The organism is Acaryochloris marina MBIC11017, assembly GCF_000018105.1.
GTDB classification, from domain to species: domain Bacteria; phylum Cyanobacteriota; class Cyanobacteriia; order Thermosynechococcales; family Thermosynechococcaceae; genus Acaryochloris; species Acaryochloris marina.
This window is the reverse complement of record NC_009925.1, coordinates 4009188-4026770: the sequence shown is the minus strand read 5'-3', so window position 1 is coordinate 4026770 and position 17583 is coordinate 4009188. Positions and strand designations below refer to the sequence as shown.

Annotated in this window: 18 protein-coding genes; 15 read left to right on the top strand and 3 right to left on the bottom strand. The window is 48.0% G+C overall.

The features are described from left to right. Window positions 1-261: 261 nt before the first annotated feature. Together AM1_RS18030 and AM1_RS18025 are read left to right on the top strand one after the other, a co-directional pair. Window positions 262-1953, top strand: a complete 1692-nt coding sequence (locus AM1_RS18030; protein WP_012164316.1) for a PhnE/PtxC family ABC transporter permease — start codon at window positions 262-264, stop codon at window positions 1951-1953. Between the two features lie 507 nt (window positions 1954-2460). Next, on the top strand, window positions 2461-3294 hold the full coding sequence (locus AM1_RS18025) for a phytanoyl-CoA dioxygenase family protein (protein ID WP_012164315.1): 834 nt from the start codon (window positions 2461-2463) through the stop codon (window positions 3292-3294). A gap of 13 nt (window positions 3295-3307) precedes the next feature. Here the strand turns inward: AM1_RS18025 and AM1_RS18020 are convergent, their stop codons facing one another. Beyond that, window positions 3308-5665 carry a TerB N-terminal domain-containing protein gene (locus AM1_RS18020; protein ID WP_012164314.1) on the bottom strand — a complete coding sequence of 786 codons (2358 nt, stop codon included), beginning with the start codon at window positions 5663-5665 and terminating at the stop codon, window positions 3308-3310. A gap of 159 nt (window positions 5666-5824) precedes the next feature. Between AM1_RS18020 and AM1_RS18015 the strand changes: the two genes are divergently transcribed. From AM1_RS18015 to AM1_RS18005, 3 genes are all read left to right on the top strand, one after another. Beyond that, on the top strand, window positions 5825-6265 hold the full coding sequence (locus AM1_RS18015; RefSeq protein WP_012164313.1) for an NfeD family protein: 441 nt from the start codon (window positions 5825-5827) through the stop codon (window positions 6263-6265). Between the two features lie 34 nt (window positions 6266-6299). Continuing rightward, the gene (locus tag AM1_RS18010) at window positions 6300-7253 is read left to right on the top strand and encodes an SPFH domain-containing protein (protein WP_012164312.1); all 954 of its coding nucleotides are present in this window, start codon (window positions 6300-6302) and stop codon (window positions 7251-7253) included. Window positions 7254-7325: 72 nt separating this feature from the next. Then, window positions 7326-7523 (top strand): RNA-binding S4 domain-containing protein, encoded by a 198-nt coding sequence (locus AM1_RS18005; protein WP_012164311.1) that lies wholly within the window; start codon window positions 7326-7328, stop codon window positions 7521-7523. 8 nt (window positions 7524-7531) lie between these two features. Here the strand turns inward: AM1_RS18005 and AM1_RS18000 are convergent, their stop codons facing one another. Then, the gene (locus tag AM1_RS18000; protein ID WP_012164310.1) at window positions 7532-7729 is read right to left on the bottom strand and encodes a hypothetical protein; all 198 of its coding nucleotides are present in this window, start codon (window positions 7727-7729) and stop codon (window positions 7532-7534) included. Window positions 7730-7837: 108 nt separating this feature from the next. On the opposite strand from AM1_RS18000, the gene AM1_RS17995 reads away from it, so the two are divergent. The 4 genes from AM1_RS17995 (at window position 7838) to nadB (ending at window position 12402) form a co-directional block, all read left to right on the top strand. Further along, window positions 7838-8782: a GDP-L-fucose synthase family protein gene (locus AM1_RS17995; RefSeq protein WP_012164309.1), complete on the top strand. Its 945-nt coding sequence runs from the start codon at window positions 7838-7840 to the stop codon at window positions 8780-8782. A 58-nt stretch (window positions 8783-8840) separates the two neighbouring features. After that, a complete protein-coding gene (locus tag AM1_RS17990; protein WP_012164308.1) occupies window positions 8841-10007 on the top strand; it encodes an adenylate/guanylate cyclase domain-containing protein in 1167 nt (388 codons plus the stop codon). Between the two features lie 139 nt (window positions 10008-10146). Beyond that, window positions 10147-10581 carry a photosystem II complex extrinsic protein PsbU gene (gene psbU / locus AM1_RS17985; RefSeq protein ID WP_012164307.1) on the top strand — a complete coding sequence of 145 codons (435 nt, stop codon included), beginning with the start codon at window positions 10147-10149 and terminating at the stop codon, window positions 10579-10581. Window positions 10582-10734: 153 nt separating this feature from the next. Continuing rightward, window positions 10735-12402: an L-aspartate oxidase gene (nadB, locus tag AM1_RS17980; protein WP_012164306.1), complete on the top strand. Its 1668-nt coding sequence runs from the start codon at window positions 10735-10737 to the stop codon at window positions 12400-12402. A 4-nt stretch (window positions 12403-12406) separates the two neighbouring features. Here the strand turns inward: nadB and AM1_RS17975 are convergent, their stop codons facing one another. Then, window positions 12407-13186, bottom strand: a complete 780-nt coding sequence (locus AM1_RS17975; protein ID WP_012164305.1) for a photosystem II S4 domain protein — start codon at window positions 13184-13186, stop codon at window positions 12407-12409. Window positions 13187-13425: 239 nt separating this feature from the next. Between AM1_RS17975 and AM1_RS17970 the strand changes: the two genes are divergently transcribed. From AM1_RS17970 to AM1_RS17945, 6 genes are all read left to right on the top strand, one after another. After that, the gene (locus AM1_RS17970) at window positions 13426-13872 is read left to right on the top strand and encodes a lipopolysaccharide assembly protein LapA domain-containing protein (RefSeq protein WP_012164304.1); all 447 of its coding nucleotides are present in this window, start codon (window positions 13426-13428) and stop codon (window positions 13870-13872) included. Window positions 13873-13878: 6 nt separating this feature from the next. Next, a complete protein-coding gene (locus tag AM1_RS17965; RefSeq protein WP_012164303.1) occupies window positions 13879-14634 on the top strand; it encodes a segregation/condensation protein A in 756 nt (251 codons plus the stop codon). Window positions 14635-15054: 420 nt separating this feature from the next. Continuing rightward, window positions 15055-15666: a hypothetical protein gene (locus AM1_RS17960; protein ID WP_012164302.1), complete on the top strand. Its 612-nt coding sequence runs from the start codon at window positions 15055-15057 to the stop codon at window positions 15664-15666. Window positions 15667-15693: 27 nt separating this feature from the next. Further along, window positions 15694-16140: a hypothetical protein gene (locus tag AM1_RS17955; protein ID WP_012164301.1), complete on the top strand. Its 447-nt coding sequence runs from the start codon at window positions 15694-15696 to the stop codon at window positions 16138-16140. Window positions 16141-16164: 24 nt separating this feature from the next. Then, window positions 16165-16371, top strand: coding sequence for a hypothetical protein (locus tag AM1_RS17950; RefSeq protein ID WP_012164300.1), 207 nt, complete (start codon window positions 16165-16167; stop codon window positions 16369-16371). 381 nt (window positions 16372-16752) lie between these two features. Next, window positions 16753-17532: a YwiC-like family protein gene (locus AM1_RS17945; RefSeq protein ID WP_012164299.1), complete on the top strand. Its 780-nt coding sequence runs from the start codon at window positions 16753-16755 to the stop codon at window positions 17530-17532. Window positions 17533-17583: the final 51 nt, after the last annotated feature.

The window sequence follows — 17583 nt, the reverse complement described above, 5'->3', positions numbered from 1 at the left end:
ACTCTGAAGACTTCGTTAAGAGATCTACTGTTTAATGAATAGTGTCGCTAACTTGTAAGGCAAGATACCTCCTAACTGCGTCTACGGCCCTACTGCTGACCTGAAAACGGATTTAAATCAGCACAAGGGCTTCTTTTTTGAGAGTGTCATAGCAGTACGCCTCCTTCTAATCAAATTTAGTCTTCAAGTCAACTTTTTCTGTCTTGCGCCCTCCCACTTCGATTTGGCAAGATCAGCCTACTGGAGCATAAGTGAGGTGGCATGACCTCAAAATCTATCCCCCTCAGACAGCTATGGCTGCCTAGCGCTTGTTTATTGCTCATGGTTGGGGGTGGGCTTGCTCTCTTTACTCGCTCCCTCTGGAATCTGAATGGTTGGCCCCAGTTCCTAGAGTTTTGGCAAGCTAGTCTCCATCCTGATTTAACGGCTCCATTGATGGCAACCGCCTGGCAAGGGCTGCTAACGACCTTGGCCTATGCCATTTGCGGCACAGCGCTCAGTGTCTGTCTCGGTTTTGTAGGCAGTATCTTTATTTCAGACGTGGGAAGACAGGTTTTAGGCATTGCCCCACATTTCAGCCAGGGCTTAAAAAGCCTACTGGTCGTGCCTCGTGCCATTCATGAAATGCTCTGGGGACTTTTGCTGATCAATGTATGGGGACTCGATCCCCTCGTTGCGATCGCAGCCATTACCATTCCCTTTAGCGCTATTGTGGCGAAAGTCTTTAGCGATATTCTCGACGATACGCCCCATCAGGCGTTGGAGGCGATACGACAGAGTGGCGGGCGGCCCTTGAATGCCTTCTTATACGGACTCTTACCCTCTGCCAGCACCAATCTACTGTCCTATAGTTTCTATCGTTTTGAATGCTCCCTACGATCTGCAGCCACCCTTGGCATTATTGGGGTTGGAGGGCTAGGTCATGAAATCTTTTTGAGTTTGCAGTCCCTGCAATACCAGCAAGTATGGACTTTTATCTATGCCTTAATGATCCTGAATGGCGTGATTGATTGGAGTAGTGCCCGGTGTCGCCAACGACTGGGTTGCCAAACCCGTATTAGTTTGCACCTAAAAAATACTCCGATTAAACAGGTGCATTCCCAACGTCCCGAGCCTGAGCGCTCATTCTCTAATAATCTGCTCTACTGCATACTGGTGGTCGTTGTCCTCGTCGGGGCAGTGGCTTGGAGTTGGCTTTATATCGGCCCCGATCTGGCTACCTTGGTGGCCCCCCAAACTTGGCGCAATAGCCAGCAGATATTCGTAGAACTATGGCCCTTACAGCCAAGCCTGACTCTATTGGAAACCGTCGATGCCTCGCTTCAAACTCTGAGCATGGCTTTTATTGCTATTCTAGGCGCAGGCTGTGGGGGCATAGTGTTCTCGTTTGGGACGGCTGCCAATTTTTTTCTCCCCGGCGGACTTTTTCTCCCCCAACCCGCGAGTCTATGGCATCAAGGGTTAGGTCGGCTAATCGTCGGCGCGGTACGGCTGTTTTTGTTGATCTGCCGCTCTGTTCCTGCACCGATTTGGGCTTTGGTGATGTTGTTTATCGTCTTTCCGGGGGTGCTACCGGGTGCGATCGCACTAGGCATTCATAATCTCGGCATTCTGGGACGTCTGATGGCCGAAGTCAATGAAAACTTGGATCAAAAGCCCTTGGCCGCTCTGCAAGCTCAAGGGGCCTCTAGCCCATCTGTTTTTCTTTATGGCGTTTTACCCATGACATTGCCCCGTTTTTTAGCATATTCCTGCTATCGCTGGGAGGTGGGCATGCGGGAAACGGTGATTGTGGGTCTCGTGGGGGCTGGAGGACTAGGACGTTTACTCAGTGAGCAGCTAAGCAGTTTCGATAGTTCAGGAGTGGTGTGGACGTTGGGTTGTTTTATCCTCCTCAGCTTGGGGGTTGACTGGCTCAGCCAATATCTCCGCCAACAATTGCAGTTGATCTAGAATACTGCTTCAAGCTCAAGGTTAAGCAGGCTTTAAGTCCTTGACTTCACAACATCTTCACCCCATTACGCTTTAATGAAATTAACTTAGATAAGCGCAAATTGCGTCTTGTACCACTCCTTACACCAATAGCCCCGCTGGGGTTATTTTTTTTGCCTAAAAGTATTGAGCATACTGGAAAAAACCTTAATAAGAGCAAGGGTTCAATATTTACTTTTTCGAAATTAAATTTTCGGCAAAGCCTTGAACTTTTAGGATGACATGCTAGGGTTGTATTTCTTCTCTAGCAAAATATTCTGTTTTCTCCTGAATATCGGGAGAAATTTTTTGTGAGAACCCCTTTGGCATCCTGTTTCTTAATTATTCAAGGTCTCTTGCCTATCTACGGTTGCCACCGCTTTGAGGCAAGTCGTTCGGCCTAGGGGCTATCGGCGGTTCTTCAGTAAATTATTTTGCTATGGGCCCCGATCTGTAACCTGCGTACTCTATAAACCTAAGTTATTTTTGATGCGCAAACTGGCTCGCATCGAATGTATTCGGCAGGTATGGGGAACCCTGATCGCTCGTACAACCCGTCCAAAGACATTGGACGAATCGGCACCGTTGCCAACATCCTTGGTGACGCCCCCAGATCCCAAAACCATCTCAGCCGTCTTACGTCAACAAGGCATCTATGTGAGGTTGCAGTTATCAAACGTCGTTATGGCTGAATTAGTGGACTTTGCCCATCAACCCCCCTTTGCCGCCGATCGGAATCCCAATATTCGCTGCCTATTCAAGGATCGAGCCACCCTTGAAGCTTCCTTGGGATATTCGTTTCAACTCGGCAGTGTGAGTACCCAAAGATGTGCCGCCGTTCAGACTCTTATTTATGATCCAGGACTGGTTGCGATCTCAACCGAATACTTAGGGGCAAAACCCACAGCCATTGGTAGTGAATTGTTATGGAGTTTTCCGGGAAAATCCACTTGGAAGCAGCAAATTAAAGGAGCCCAAGTCTTTCACTACGATATTGATGACTATCGCTCGCTCAAATTCTTTTTCTACTTAACAGATGTGGATGAGAGTAACGGTCCCCATGTTTGTATTCAGAAAACTCATTGGGGCAAAAAGCTAGTACATCAATTCATGGGGCAACGGTGTGCCAGTCTGCAGGATCAAACCCTGGTAGAGACCTATAGAGCTGAGCAAGTATTAACCGTCTGCGGACAGGCAGGATTGGGGATTGCAGAAGATACCTTTTGCTTCCATAAAGGAAACCGCCCCGTCTCACGTCCTCGATTAATGCTGCAAATCCAATATGCCCTGAACGATTATGGTAATATTCGAGCCTATATTTAGGCCAAGACTGCCCCTAGTCAGCACTTAAGAGCATTTGCAGAATATCCACATCAATGACAATGGGATCTTCTCCCTCTGTTAACGGATCATCACATTTCTCAAAAGCGACTTCGTTGATAATTTCCAAGGCTCCATCTAGCATCAATCCGAGCTGATCGACCAGGGGTTCAAGATCTTGCCGTTGCCATTCAGATTTCTGGCTGAGATGCTGTAGTAATTGAGAATGTTGCTGATCTAGCCCGGCAATGCCTGGAATACCGTCTGGTTCAACGGCTTCCTCAGGCAGCTCATCCTCAGTAAACACATCTGCTAGCAAGGCAGAAACTGTAGCAGACTCCGTCATTTTGGCATCAATTAACGCCCGATCTAATTGCAGTGTCTCCATCTGACTGGCATCAGCATTGGGCGTTGACGAGGTTACCGTCGCGGGTAGAGTCTCTACCGTCATTTCATGAATATGACTGAAGACCGCCTGAGACTCTAGTCCTAATAAGGGATACAGTTTGGTGAGAATAGCGAGTTCTGAGGGATTAATCTCACCATCAACGGCAGCTAAATGAATGAGAAACTTTGCGATCGCAAGCTTGCGATCCACCGACAGCGGCTGCAATTTAACTTTCAACCCTCTCAACGAGAGCTTATCGACCAGTAAACCTTGCAAATGCGCATGCAACCTAGCCCGTTCACTATCCTGCAAATGGGGCGTTGAAGCTAAATAATTCTGCAAACGCTGAAACTCAGGCACCGTCACAGCTCCATCAGCCACCACCACCATTACGGCTAGGTGTAATAACAGCGTCGCCAATTTAAATTTGTCGGACGGCTCAGAGCGGAATGTTTCTGGAAGTCGGAAAAGCACATAGGGTTGATTTGAGGCAGGAGGTTTGCCGCCTAACTGAACATCCGGCTCAATCCCAATCCCTAAACGAGTCAAGTAATCCGATAAAACCGTTGCCTCTGATTTCGTCAGCTTATCTGGAGGGGGATCTTCCCACTGCTGCAATAGGTCTTGTCCCCACACAACCGCGATATCTCTTTCTGAAAGGCTGTTTTCCACCCAGGCTCGAAATGCCTTCACTTGCGGGGAGGCACACTCTACCATCAGTTCCAGTGGCAGCAATAAAAGGGCACTATAGCTGCCTTGCCCCTCTGGATTACGCCCTAGCCAGCGGCTATAAGGGTCAAGGGTTTGCATTCCTGCTTCTACTAAAGGCAGGAGCCGCTCTAAGATCGCCTCTGAATTTGCAATTTTAGGCCGTTCGGGAATGTCCAGCTTAATGTTGCCCCCAAAAGACACACTCGTTGGTTGATAGATGACTGTATCAGCAGGGAGCGTTTGGTCTGGATCGGGGTCTAGCAATAGCCCATCACCAAAATTCTGATGATACTCATGCTTAAACCAAGATCGCCATTCTGAAAAACAGCGAGAGGCAGGCGTTCGCAACTTACTGGGAAAGGCATGCATCACCCAGGACAACGCCCAGTCTGCAGGAAGTGGCGTTTGCGTCGCGGCTAATGTTCCTAGGCCGACCTCTAAACTCAGAGGCATCTCTACCGATTCAAATGTCCAGGGCGGTGGCAAAGCTGTGATTTGGTTAGGAAGTAGGAAACGGCAAATGTCTAAAAATTGACGAGTCTCTTCGCCAAAAGTCTCTTGATCTCCATACAAATTTTGGAGGCGTTCCACCTCGATCATGATGGTGCACAATTCTGTCAGGATAGGTCGTTTAGCCCGTCGAAAATCCCTAAGCACTCGGCGCTCTAAACCATAGAAAAACAGATAAACATACCCTAAGGGAATCTGGGAGTCACAGCGCCCATCCGCCAACCACTCCAAATAGGCCGCTCGGCTAGCTGAGGGAATTTCGCTATAGGATGGCCATTCACTAATCCAATTGCCATTGCGATCAGGCTTCGCTTCATCAAGCTTCAGCTGCGGTCGAATTAAGGCTGGTTCAGTGCTGACATGGGTGCTAATCCCTTTGAGGTTATCCCCCACATAAACCAGACCCGGTAAGCAGTAGCTACCCACAAGTACTGTTTTATCTACCGATATCCAGGTCGCTCGTGATGGAGTAGGTGGCTGACTCTTAGGTGTTGAAACTTGCCGAACAGGGGGCGCAGGTTCTGGTAGTACTGCTGTCTGCAGTGCAGGCTGTTGAGGTTGCTGAACTGGCTCAACTGTTAGACTGAGTGGCGATTGCTGAACTGTCTCAACCGTTGGACTTAAAGGCGGTTCAGCAACGCTCTCGTGAACAATGGATGGTGCTGCTTCTTCTTTGGGCGTCGTTGCAGGCTCAGAAGAGGAAGCAGGACTCGATCGAGGTCGCTTTGGCTCTAATACTCGCTTTAACCAGTGAACAATCCCCATAGTGATCGTGTGTAAATTTCTGCTGGGGCTGATTCCAGCTCCGCTCTAATTTAGCGCCTTCAAGTATAAACTGCCTATGTCAGCCACAGAACTAAACCATCCTGGGTATACTGCGGGTAAGGTATATATCGGATCCAGCAACCGGTAAGGAACAAGATTTTGGCTTGGCTATGGTTAGGACTAGGACTGGCATTTTGTGTATTTGAGGTCATTACACCCACCGCTTTTGTAGAACTGATGATGGGCATCAGTGCCTTTGCGGTTGCAGTTATTTCTTTGGTGGTGCCTCAGTTCTATCTTCAAGCTCTAATTTGGCTGATCTTGTCAGTCCTTTTGATTGGATTGGTTCGCCGATTTGTGCCCAAAAGAACCGCCAGAATCTTACAAGATGAGGTGGAAGCAGAAACACTCACTCAAATTCCAGCAGGCCAAACGGGGCGAGTGATCTATGAAGGAAGTTCCTGGCGAGCTCGCTGTGAAGATGAAAATTTGACCATCGAAAGCAAGACAAAAGTGTACGTTGTGGGCCGAAAAGGAACGACCTTGTTCGTCATTCCTACTGAATTTGGGGAAGGTCTGACCTTTCATTCAGAATCGTAAAATACCTGAGATTTATTTACGTGGGGTTAGTATTGTGTGGCAATTCATAACAGTTATTTTTATAGCTATAGGTGGGGCTGGTGCAGCTAGCTCCGTACGCATTATTAATCAAGGGAATGCTGCTCTAGTCGAAAACTTAGGAAGTTATAAAAAACGTCTAGATCCAGGATTAAATATTATTTTTCCTGTGCTCGACCAAATCGTCTATAAAGACACATTAAGACTAAAAGTACTAGATATTGACCCTCAATCTTGTATTACTTGTGATAATGTCGCTATTACGGTCGATGCTGTGGTTTATTGGCAAATTATCGATATGGAGAAAGCCTATTACAAGGTTGAGAATCTCTCATCTGCCATGGTCAATCTGGTCCAAACTCAAATTCGAGCCGAGATGGGTAAGCTCGAACTGGATGAAACCTTTACAGCACGCACCCAAATCAGCGAAATCCTCCTGCAAGAACTAGATAGTGCAACCGATCCTTGGGGAGTGAAAGTCACACGGGTTGAGCTACGGGATATCACCCCTTCTCAAGCCGTCCAAGATTCCATGGAACTTCAAATGGCTGCCGAACGCCAAAAAAGAGCTGCTATCTTAACATCTGAGGGCGAAAAAGAAGCAGCTGTTAACTCCGCTCGTGGGTCTGCCGAAGCCCAAGTTTTAGCCGCTGAAGCCCGTAAGAAATCTGCCATTTTAGAAGCCGAAGCAGAGCAGCAATCTATCGTTCTTAGAGCCCAGGGTGAACGTCAGGATCGCGTATTGCGGGCCCATGCCACTTCAGAAGCATTGCAGATTGTCACTCAAGCCCTAAAAAAAGACCCTAAAGCTGAACAGGCTCTACAGTTTCTGTTAGCTCAGAACTATATGGATATGGGGGCAACTATCGGCGAAAGCGACAGCAGCAAGGTGATGTTTATGGATCCTCGATCAGTTCCTGCGTCTATTGAAGGGATTCGTTCCATCATCGATGATTCAGGCCAAGCTTAAGGAAGGGTTGGCATTCTAGAGTAGATTGCTTACCCTAGATTGAAGCCAATACACATCTAAACCAAGTACCCTATGAAACTGGATCAATTTCTGAAATTTCAAGGGGTAACCCTTACCGGTGGACAAGCCAAACATCTGATCCAGTCTGGATTTGTAACAGTCAATGGGGAGCTTGAAGTTCGCCGTGGACGACAGCTCAATGCGGGTGATATTGTCACCGTCGAAGATGAGTCTTTTGAAGTGGAATTAGCACCTGACTCAACCCCTTAAACAAATGCCTAGCTCTGGGGCCGCTCTTTTGCCATGACGGACTCAGACAACTGAGGAGCGAGTGGAATCTGACGGGTTGAAGAATAGTATGTTGTCACATAGAGCGGCATAGCCAAGGTCAGACATGCGATCGCAGTTCCAGCAATTTTGGAGAGAACATCGGAGCTACGTTCAGGGGGCTCGTCAGCCTGATCATGCAATTCCATAGGAGTTTTTTAAAAAATAGATGAGAATGTCTAAGCTAGCATTATTAGCCTAGCATTCCCAGCTTAATTCGGTTGTCCGTCAATAACTGTATTTGACAAAACATAATCATGACTACATCCAATCTTGCCAGCAAAAAAGTTCTAGTCACCGGAGGCGCAGGTTTTCTGGGCCGTCAAGTCATTGCTCAACTACAAAAAGCCGGAGCACAACTTGAGAATATTTCCATCCCTCGCTCTTCTACCTGCGATTTGCGATCCCTAAGTGCTTGTCAAGACGCTGTTGCCGGACAAGATATTGTCATCCACTTAGCAGCCCATGTTGGCGGCATTGGTTTAAATCAAATTAAACCTGCCGAATTGTTCTACGACAATTTGATGATGGGCACCCAACTCATTCATGCGGCCTATGAAAAAGGCGTCGAAAAATTTGTCTGTGTGGGTACCATTTGTGCCTATCCCAAATTTACGCCCGTCCCCTTCAAAGAAGAAGCTCTCTGGGATGGATATCCCGAAGAAACCAATGCTCCCTATGGGGTGGCCAAAAAAGCATTACTCGTCCAGCTCCAAGCCTATCGGCAGCAGTATGGATTTAACGGGGTATATCTACTCCCTGTGAATTTATATGGTCCAGAAGATAATTTTAATCCACAAAGCTCCCATGTCATCCCTGCTCTGATTCGCAAAGTCTATGAAGCCCAGCAAGCTGGGGCGACCCAACTCGAAGTATGGGGGGATGGCACACCGACCCGGGAGTTTTTGTACTCTGAGGATGCTGCACGGGGAATAATAATGGCGATGGAAGATTACAACGAATCGGACCCCATTAACTTAGGAACGAACTCTGAAGTCTCCATTCGTGATCTCGTCACCTTAATTTGTCGATTGATGGACTTTAAAGGTGACGTGGTTTGGCTCACGGATAAGCCAAATGGTCAGCCACGTCGTTGTTTGGATACGGCTAAAGCTAAAGAAAAATTCGGCTTTACCGCCAACATCACCTTAGAGCAGGGATTACAGAACACCATTGATTGGTACCGACAGCACCCCGAGTAACTGTAAGCACGAGAGTCATGGCAACGAGGCCACCCATGACTCTCGCAAAACCATATCCATGCCGGTGCCTCAAGAGTCCCCTGCTGTCTTTAATCCCCAAAGTTTATCGGGACTCACTCGCGAGCAGCTGATTGCAATTGTTCTACAACAACAGCAACATCTCCTCCAGTTGCAACAGGAACTGAGCACGTCTAGTACCCAGTTTGACGGCTCTACGGAAGTACTTTCTCGACCACTGCTACCCCCATCAGATGATGACACCCATCATCCTTATCTCAACGTTCATGGCGAATCGGGGAGTTATAAACTATCCCTCGTCGGCAATTCCTATTGGACCATTGGCCGAGGATCCGACAACGCCATTGTGCTCCCCGATCAATGGATGTCGCGCAACCATGCCATGCTGCAATCCATGGGAGCCAGAGAACTCTATTTAATTGACCTGGGAAGCCACAACGGCTCATTTGTAAATGGGCGACGAGTGAGTGTCCCCATTTCTTTGAAACATGGGGATAAACTCACCTTTGGTCAAACCAACGTTGAATTCTATAATCCTGATGCCGTCCGTCTATCAACCGCGACCCAAGGTTTATCAGAAGCACCAGTCACCGCTTTGCTGCATGTTCGCCGGTTGATCTCAGTACTCGTGGTTGATATTCGCAACTTTACGGGCCTCACTCGCAATTTGGATGAACGGCTCTTATCTGAAGTCGTCGGCACCTGGTTTCGCAAAGCAGGAGATATTATCCGAGCTAATGGCAGCTGGGTAGATAAATATATTGGTGATGCAGTGATGGCCGTGTGGATTCACGGCACTCAAGATGTGGGGCAGCAAGAGCTGCAACAACCCTTTCAGGCCCTCCATCAGCTCAATGAAATGACCCAAAAGCTGCACTTGGCATATCCCTTACCCTTTCCCTTAAAAATTGGTGCTGGCATCAATACGGGTTACGGTATGGTCGGGAATACGGGCAGTAGTGATCGCCCAGACTACACGGCTCTAGGAGATACGGTCAATGCCGCGTTTCGTTTAGAAACGAGTACGAAGCAAATTGGTCTGGATATTGCGGTAGGAGCGACCACGTATCAATACATGCAGGAATGGCAGGGTGAGGATTTGCCGTTACGCCAATTTACGGTGCAATTGAAGGGATATGTAAACCCTAAACCAGCTTATGCTTGCTCTTTTCCCGAACTCAAAACTTTTTTAGAGACCAACCAGTAGTAATATTGGTGTATTGAAAATATAAATTTCAGAAAACTATACCCTAAAAAAGTTTTTTTGTGGGTTGGAGTCTGTAGTTGATGATAGGCTCTACTAAGAGCTGTGTTGAAATCTCTGAGACAGGGAGGTACTTAAGGAAATGCATTCGTTTGTCCGTCGTTTTGGTTTGATTGGTCTCGCTCTGGCAACATGCCTCAGCTTCTTTGGTTGGTCTCAACCTGTAAATGCCCTTAATTTGCAGTCTGGCCCCACCATCGTGCTGGCAGACACCTACCGTAACCCAATTGACGAAAAGCTGGGAACAGATTTTGGTCAGAAGATCGATGTCAATAACACTAATGTCCTTGCATTTATGAAATACAAGGGCCTTTATCCCACTGTTGCGGGTAAAGTCGTGCAGAATGCCCCATACAGCAGTGTTGAAGACGTTTTACAAATTGATGGTTTAACCGACCAGCAAAAGAAAGTTCTACAAGACAACATGGGTAACTTTACAATTTCTGATCCTGATCCTTCTTTGGTCGGTGGTCAAGATCGTTATAACCCAGGTTCTTACAAGCCTTTCATGAAGTAATTATCTTTATGTACTGATGGTTTAGGACGTGGCCGAACTTCTATTCCATCAGTTTGTACAATTGCACTCTCTGCCTACGCAGTCGTTCATTTGACCACTGCTTTCAGGTGGGGAGTATTTTTTATGCTGCATTACAGCAATTTTTCTTGAACCTTGTCACAAGATCTCCATACTCAAGGGTCTTCCCACTTTGATGTCCTCGTTGTCGGGGGCGGTGCTGCAGGGCTGTATACCGCCTTGTCGCTCCCCTCACACATTAGGGTAGGCCTGATTACCAAAGATAGTTTGTCCCGTTCTGCTAGCGATTGGGCCCAGGGTGGTATTGCAGCTGCCTTTGATAAAGGTGACTCCCCAAAACTCCATGCCCAAGATACGGTGAATGCAGGCGTAGGCCTATGTGAACCGAGGGCCGTTAATTTTCTAGTACAGCAGGCCCCCCAACAGGTAGATGCATTGTTGGAAATGGGAATTGCCTTCGATCGTCGCCAAGATCAGCAATTAGCTGCGACTTTAGAAGCGGCGCATTCTCGTCCTCGTGTTCTCCATGCCGCTGATACAACGGGAAGAGCCTTAATCAAAACCCTGACGGCCCAAATGTGGCAGCGTTCGAATATTGAAGTGTTGGCAGATACCTTCACCCTAGAGCTGTGGCGACATTCTCAAACAGGACGTTGCCAAGGCATCTGCATACTGTCGGCAGGCCAGATTTCTTGGGTGTCTGCGGCGGCTGTTATTTTGGCCACGGGAGGCGGCGGTCAAGTCTTTTCCCAAACTACCAATCCAGCCTTAAGTACAGGGGATGGAGTCGCAATGGGGTGGCGGGCAGGAGCCCAGCTCCGAGATTTAGAGTTTTTCCAATTTCATCCCACGGCTTTAACGCTGCCGGGTGCACCCCGATTTCTAATCAGTGAAGCGGTACGGGGTGAAGGCGCCCACTTATTAGACGCCTCTGGTCACCGATTTATGTTTGACTATCATCCCCAGGGGGAACTAGCACCTAGGGATGTGGTTAGTCGGTCTATTTTTACCCATTTGCAGGCGTCTGAGTCCCAGACCCATCAGGTATGGCTGGATTTAAGACCCATTGCCCCTGAGCAAATCCAGCGGCGGTTTCCCAAAATTATTCAGGTTTGCCAGAAATGGGGGGTTGATGTTTATCAGCAGCCCATTCCAGTTTCGCCAGCAGCTCACTACTGGATGGGGGGAATACAGACCGATTTACAAAGTCAAACCTCTATTCCAGGACTCTATGCAGTTGGAGAAGTGGCTAGCACGGGCGTTCATGGGGCTAACCGGTTGGCGAGTAACTCTCTTTTAGAATGTTTGGTGTTTGCGGCTGAGTTTGCCCATCTTGATTTATCGTCTATCCCGACAGCAGATATCACCTCAACGGAAACCTTAGCCAGTGACGATCTCACGATTGAGCCACAGGACGAAGCCATGTTGGCTGAAATTCGGACTCAGCTCCCTGAAGTGCTGTGGAATAGCGCTGGAATTTCCCGCTCCGGCGATCAGATTCAGCGTGGGATCGCACGGGTGCATCAGTGGCGACAAGCCTTCCTCAGCTCTCCCTTGTCCCAGCAACTCAGCAGCATCGCGCCAGGGCAAACGGTTACAGTTAACCCCGATATCCCCGTGCGCGCTTGGGCAGAAACTCAGAACTTGCTGGATATTGGTTACTTAATCCTCAAAAGTGCTCACTTCCGCACCGAAAGCCGAGGCGGACATTATCGAGCCGACTATCCCAAATCGCAAGAGCAGTGGCAAGCTCATACAGTGGTCAAGCAAGAAACCTGGCAGCAGATTCCCTTAGAGTCTTAAAGGTTTAGCTAAACCGCTTGAGCTGAATCCGATAGCGCTCTTTTTTGGTGATTTGCACCTCACCCAATTCCAAACGCCCTTTGCCCCGGATCGTCACTAAATCTCCCGTTTTGAGGCCATAGCTGGATTGGGAAATTTCCTTCCAGTTAACCCGGACATCTCCAGTATTGATTAAGTTAACCATTTTGCTCCGCGATAGGCCAAAGCCAGCGGAGGCTACCGCATCAAGGCGCATGGAGGCTTCTACCGTCGTCATCTCCTTACAGCGAGGCTCTCTTACTTTCAATTGCTCAAAGGGAATAGGTTCCACTTGCACCGGCACCGTTCGCACCTGAGTCAGATGAGTTTGGAGAAAAGGGACGAGTTGCGGAGATGCGATTGCTTGAGCGCCTCGTTCACCCAAGACCAAAATATCCCCCACCTGATCACGCACAATCCCGGTTCCCAGAAGGGCTCCTAAGAAGTCACGGTGGCTGGCTGGATCAAAGAGAAAATTCCCGGAAATGCTGAGGGCAGCAAGTTCTACTTGAGATTGATCGAGGGGAAGATCAGAATGTGCGATCGCAATCCGCTGCCGTTCCGCCTGAGGATAGCCGCCCCAAGCCAAAATCGAGACTTCCGTCAGCGGGGCAAACATCTGTTGGGCTTCCGCTAGCTCTGGCGGCGACAGGAAAGCAGAGACCACCACCTCCCAGGTTTTCAACGCTTGAGTGGCCTGGTCGAGAAGGCGAGACATACAGTCTGTATGTTCTACACCGTTTAATAATTTTGCCTTGGGTAGCATGGGGAAATGATAGGTCCCCCAGCGGGGACAGAATAAATTTGTCAGGGAACAGAAACAGTACTGTTATCCTAACAAGCCTCAAATTTAATATTCCTCTAAAGGAAACTGCCTAAATCTCGCTAGACCTGCTAAGCTTTGAAAAAATATTCAAAATTTGTCCTTTCTCAAGCCAAATCTCAATCCCTCAAAAGCTTAGTCTCGCTAGAATTGCAGAGTTATATCACCTTGGGAGTTATCGAATGCGGCAGGTCAACTTTACTCTGATTTTCGTGATTTGTCTGGCTGTTGTTTTGTTTGCCATTGAGAATACACAGCTAGTCAGCATCAAAGTCGTGAATGGTGTCGAGTTAACGGCTCCCTTGTCCATTGAATTGATTATTACCCTAGGGATTGGCGCTGTCCTAGCCTGGGTCTTTAGCGTATGGACCACTGTTCAAGAGTTATTCGTTACTCGAGAAGCCTTGCAAGCACGAGAGATTGAAATTGAATCCTTACAAACCGATATCGAACGCTACAAAGCTGAACTCGAAGAACAACGCTTACTTCTGCCCAGTCAAGCCACGGTCACCAGCGATGCCGTCTCTGTAGCTACCTTGTCGGAACCTACCACCAAAACCGTTGTTCCTCGGACCGAGGGCGACTCAGCCATCCTTACCCCTCCACCGTCTGAGCTTGTTCCAGACTAAGCCGCTATGAGCAGTTCCTTTGCCCACAATGCCATTTCCATGTTGATCGACTTAGCCCAACGGGGTGAAATCGATCCATGGGATGTTCAAGTCATCGATGTCTTTGACCGGTTTTTAAGCCATTTATCCTATCAAGACTCCCAGGAACTGTCGGACTCAGGCCAGGCTTTTCTCTATGCCTCCATGCTCGTTCTCCTCAAGGCCGAAACGTTAGGCGATTTGATTGAAGAACCAGAAGAGCCCGATGAAATGGAGCTGCTGCTATTTGATGATATTGAAGCCGTATCTAACGGCTTACCCTCCCCTCTAGAAGGGTGCCTACAACGTCGTCCGGTGGCCCGCCCTCCTCAACGACGACGGGTGACGCTGACAGAGTTAATTAATCAACTAGAACTGATGGCGGTGGCGGTAGAGCGCCAAGCTCAGCGTCCCAAAGTCCGCAAAGTGCGGCGCATGTCAAAAGCCAAATCAATGAAAGCGATTTCGCAACTCGCCCACCAAGAAAATCTGTCCGAAGTCGCCGAGCAGCTAGAAGAAATTTTTGCCCGCTTAGACCCAAATCAAGACTGGCTTGACTTTGAAGAGTTACTGTCCTTTATGAATGACCGGGTTGGGGTCTTCTGGGCCCTGTTATTACTCTGTGCTCAATCCAAAGTGGAGCTAGAGCAAAACGAATTCTATGTAGATTTAAGGTTAAAGCCCCTCACCCCTGAGCCTGCCACTGTAGAACTCCTGCCCAATCTAAAGTCCGCAGCATCATAAACTCAGCCTTTTTTAAAAAGACACCACACCCTATATCTGGTCCAGTTACCAGGCATAGGGTGTCCATCATTATTTGACTTGGCCCTACCTTGCCAAAGACCTCTTTTTGAGGGAACGGTTGGGCCTAGTTTGTGCTGGGATGGGAGGTCATTCCCAATACCGCAACAATTATTGAAATTCTTTCTCAATATAAATGTCGGTTATTGATAAAGTATCTTGTGAGCAAAACATTCACGATCCTGCTTTCTTTGAGGGTTCTTAAAGAGGCGGCATTAGAGTGAATCAAGCTCTATCCACAAAAGATCAATAGGATTTCACGAGAATGCTTGCCTCATGGAGGAATTAGCGTTCTGGACCGGGAATCCACTGGGCACTGCAAATTCTCTATTAGGAGAAATTTTATTTAAAGGCGATTTCTGTATGCAACAACCGATTGATGTAGAATCTGTCACCTTTCCGAAAACCAAAGATATTGCCACCATCTGCGTTTATGCCTTAGGACTACTATCGGCAGGCTTGTTTCTCTTTTTACCTGTCGTCAATCTGTTGAGTCCAAGTCCTTGGCAACGGTCGATGGGAGCAATTCATGGCGTTGCTGCCCTCTTAGCAACCGTTGTGATTGCCTATGCAGGGCATTTAGCCTTTCCCTTATTGCGAGGGTCTCATCGCATCTTGTCACAGGTTCGCACCGTGATCTTATGGGCCTCATTTATTGCGTTTTTGGCGATAGCATCTGGGAATTGGGCTTATATGCGGTATCGAGCACCTATAGGAGGCGCGCGCCGCTGGATTTTAGAGAATACACCGTTAGTTCATTACTTATTTATGGAGTATCACGAATTTACGGTGCTGTTTACCCTGCCCCTAGGTGTCGCTTCGACTTGGGTGTTATGGCGATATGGCGATCAAATTATGGATCGCCAGCATCGTGTCGTTCTATCAGCCACCTGCATCGCCATGATGGCCATGATGTTCTTTGCCATGGGTGGGTTTGTCAGTGGGCTGAATGTTGCCCGTATTCATAGTTTGTAGTCCAACCACCATTAACCGATGAAATCCATGTCACAACCGATCTATCTCAGATTGGGGAATTGGCTCAAGCAATTCCCCCAATCCATTGCCACCGGAGCACCAGGTGCCCCAACGGTATCTGGCCCCGCCGCTGCAGCGCTGCTCAGCGCTGCCTTTAGCTGCTTTTTACTAATGGTGAATCAACATTTAACCGTTGTGTTTAAGAGCTGGAATGCCATTGTTTGGTCCTTAGGGGACTGGATTCCAGGCAGCCGTACCTCTGACCAAGTCTATGGCGAAATTGGCAGCTATTCGGGCAAAGAAACCATTATGCTCATGGGCTGGCTGTTGAGCTGGGTGTTATTGCATCAGTTCTGGAAAAAACGCAATATTCATGCCAGCAGCCTATATGGAGGTCTGATCTTTTTTCTAGTGGCGGCCACCGTGATGAATTGGCACCCGATATTTCCGTATTTACCCCTCATGCCCCATTAATCATCATCTTTGAGGTTCGACACCATGCAAACTCAGATTAAGACACCTACCCCTCGCCTAACAACTCGGGCAATGCATAAGTATGTCATGTTGGGTGTGGGAATTTGGATCGCTTTTCTCGGCACATTTGCGATCGCATATGTTCGGGTCAGCAATAGTCATCGATTTGCCGGGGAGCCTTTTCAGGCTTTATCCCCCCATGAAACCCAAAAACCAGCTTCTTCCTACTAAATCTGGGACACCTACATTCCTTGCAAACACTAGGATGAAACTCCAGAAAACATACAAGTGAGCGGGTCCTGCGACAGAGAATGAGTCCAGCTGAACACTATCTAAATCGCAAATAGCAAATTTTCAATTGACATATATTCTCAATTAATACTACAGTATTGTTGGATCTGATAGGTTCCAAACTCTTCTAAAACAAGTTAGGTTGACTAGTCCTTTGATTAGACAACTTAGCTGGTCATGAAACCTGATTCACTTGAGCCGCGCAGACAAGGGGGGTCATAGATCCTGACTCCCTTTGTTTTTTTGTGACCCCACATTGACGAGTCACCCATTCCCTCAAACTGTGCGGTTTATTCGTTTGTTTTTTAGCTTTTATCCCCCATGCATGCTTGGTATCGCCCCACTTTTGCTCCAGAACATGGTGCTTTGCTAGTCCTATTCGGATCATTACTCTCTGGTGCTGCGTTAGCCCAGTCCTGGACCCACGACACAACCTGGGCTTGTGTTTGCGCCGGTTGTGCCCTCCAAGCTGAACATCCACTCATTGTCCAACTCAAACAACGACGTAGCTGGAAACCCAGATATTTAGTTTGGGCCAGTATTTATGGGGGTTCTAGTCTTTTAGTAGCGCTCTATTTGGCTCGGCAAAGCCCCATCTTGATATGGCTATATCTCTGCGGTGCAATTGCTTTGATCTTGGATGCGATCGCAGTGCTGAACCATCAGCAGAAATCCATCGCCAATGAGTTGGTGATGTTTGCCGCCATTTGTCTATCCACATTGCTAACCTATGGGGCAACCGCTGGCACCTTAACCCCGCAAGCCTGGGGTCTATGGATATTGAATACATTATTTTATGCCAGCGCTATTTTTACCATCAAACTCCGTAAGACCAAAACCAGCAATCTCAAACCCAGCTTCATCTTCTTAAGTATTGCCATTCTGATCACCCTGGGATTGTTCTACAGCGAATGGCTACTGCCCCTCACCGCCCTGACCTTTACCGTCGCTCTGCTGAAATTTGCAGTCGTCATCTGGCAGCGAGACTGGTATACCCAATGTCGTTTTGAGCATATTGCTCGTTTTGAAACTTATTTCACGGTGGCTTATGTCTGTTTAGTTGCTCTAACGGTTTTACCACCGACATTACCCAGCGCCTAAGAGAGATAGGCTTCCGCTTTTCACACCATTCCGCTGTTTTTGATTAGGAGC

What these genes read in the sequence shown, in the direction of transcription:
- AM1_RS18030 (WP_012164316.1), top strand. Translation starts at nt 262, where the DNA reads ATGACCTCAAAATCTATCCCCCTCAGACAGCTATGGCTGCCTAGCGCT.
- AM1_RS18025 (WP_012164315.1), top strand. Translation starts at nt 2,461, where the DNA reads ATGCGCAAACTGGCTCGCATCGAATGTATTCGGCAGGTATGGGGAACC.
- AM1_RS18020 (WP_012164314.1), bottom strand. Translation starts at nt 5,665, where the DNA reads ATGGGGATTGTTCACTGGTTAAAGCGAGTATTAGAGCCAAAGCGACCT.
- AM1_RS18005 (WP_012164311.1), top strand. Translation starts at nt 7,326, where the DNA reads ATGAAACTGGATCAATTTCTGAAATTTCAAGGGGTAACCCTTACCGGT.
- AM1_RS18000 (WP_012164310.1), bottom strand. Translation starts at nt 7,729, where the DNA reads ATGGAATTGCATGATCAGGCTGACGAGCCCCCTGAACGTAGCTCCGAT.
- AM1_RS17995 (WP_012164309.1), top strand. Translation starts at nt 7,838, where the DNA reads ATGACTACATCCAATCTTGCCAGCAAAAAAGTTCTAGTCACCGGAGGC.
- AM1_RS17990 (WP_012164308.1), top strand. Translation starts at nt 8,841, where the DNA reads ATGCCGGTGCCTCAAGAGTCCCCTGCTGTCTTTAATCCCCAAAGTTTA.
- psbU (WP_012164307.1), top strand. Translation starts at nt 10,147, where the DNA reads ATGCATTCGTTTGTCCGTCGTTTTGGTTTGATTGGTCTCGCTCTGGCA.
- AM1_RS17975 (WP_012164305.1), bottom strand. Translation starts at nt 13,186, where the DNA reads ATGCTACCCAAGGCAAAATTATTAAACGGTGTAGAACATACAGACTGT.
- AM1_RS17970 (WP_012164304.1), top strand. Translation starts at nt 13,426, where the DNA reads ATGCGGCAGGTCAACTTTACTCTGATTTTCGTGATTTGTCTGGCTGTT.
- AM1_RS17965 (WP_012164303.1), top strand. Translation starts at nt 13,879, where the DNA reads ATGAGCAGTTCCTTTGCCCACAATGCCATTTCCATGTTGATCGACTTA.
- AM1_RS17960 (WP_012164302.1), top strand. Translation starts at nt 15,055, where the DNA reads ATGCAACAACCGATTGATGTAGAATCTGTCACCTTTCCGAAAACCAAA.
- AM1_RS17955 (WP_012164301.1), top strand. Translation starts at nt 15,694, where the DNA reads ATGTCACAACCGATCTATCTCAGATTGGGGAATTGGCTCAAGCAATTC.
- AM1_RS17950 (WP_012164300.1), top strand. Translation starts at nt 16,165, where the DNA reads ATGCAAACTCAGATTAAGACACCTACCCCTCGCCTAACAACTCGGGCA.
- AM1_RS17945 (WP_012164299.1), top strand. Translation starts at nt 16,753, where the DNA reads ATGCATGCTTGGTATCGCCCCACTTTTGCTCCAGAACATGGTGCTTTG.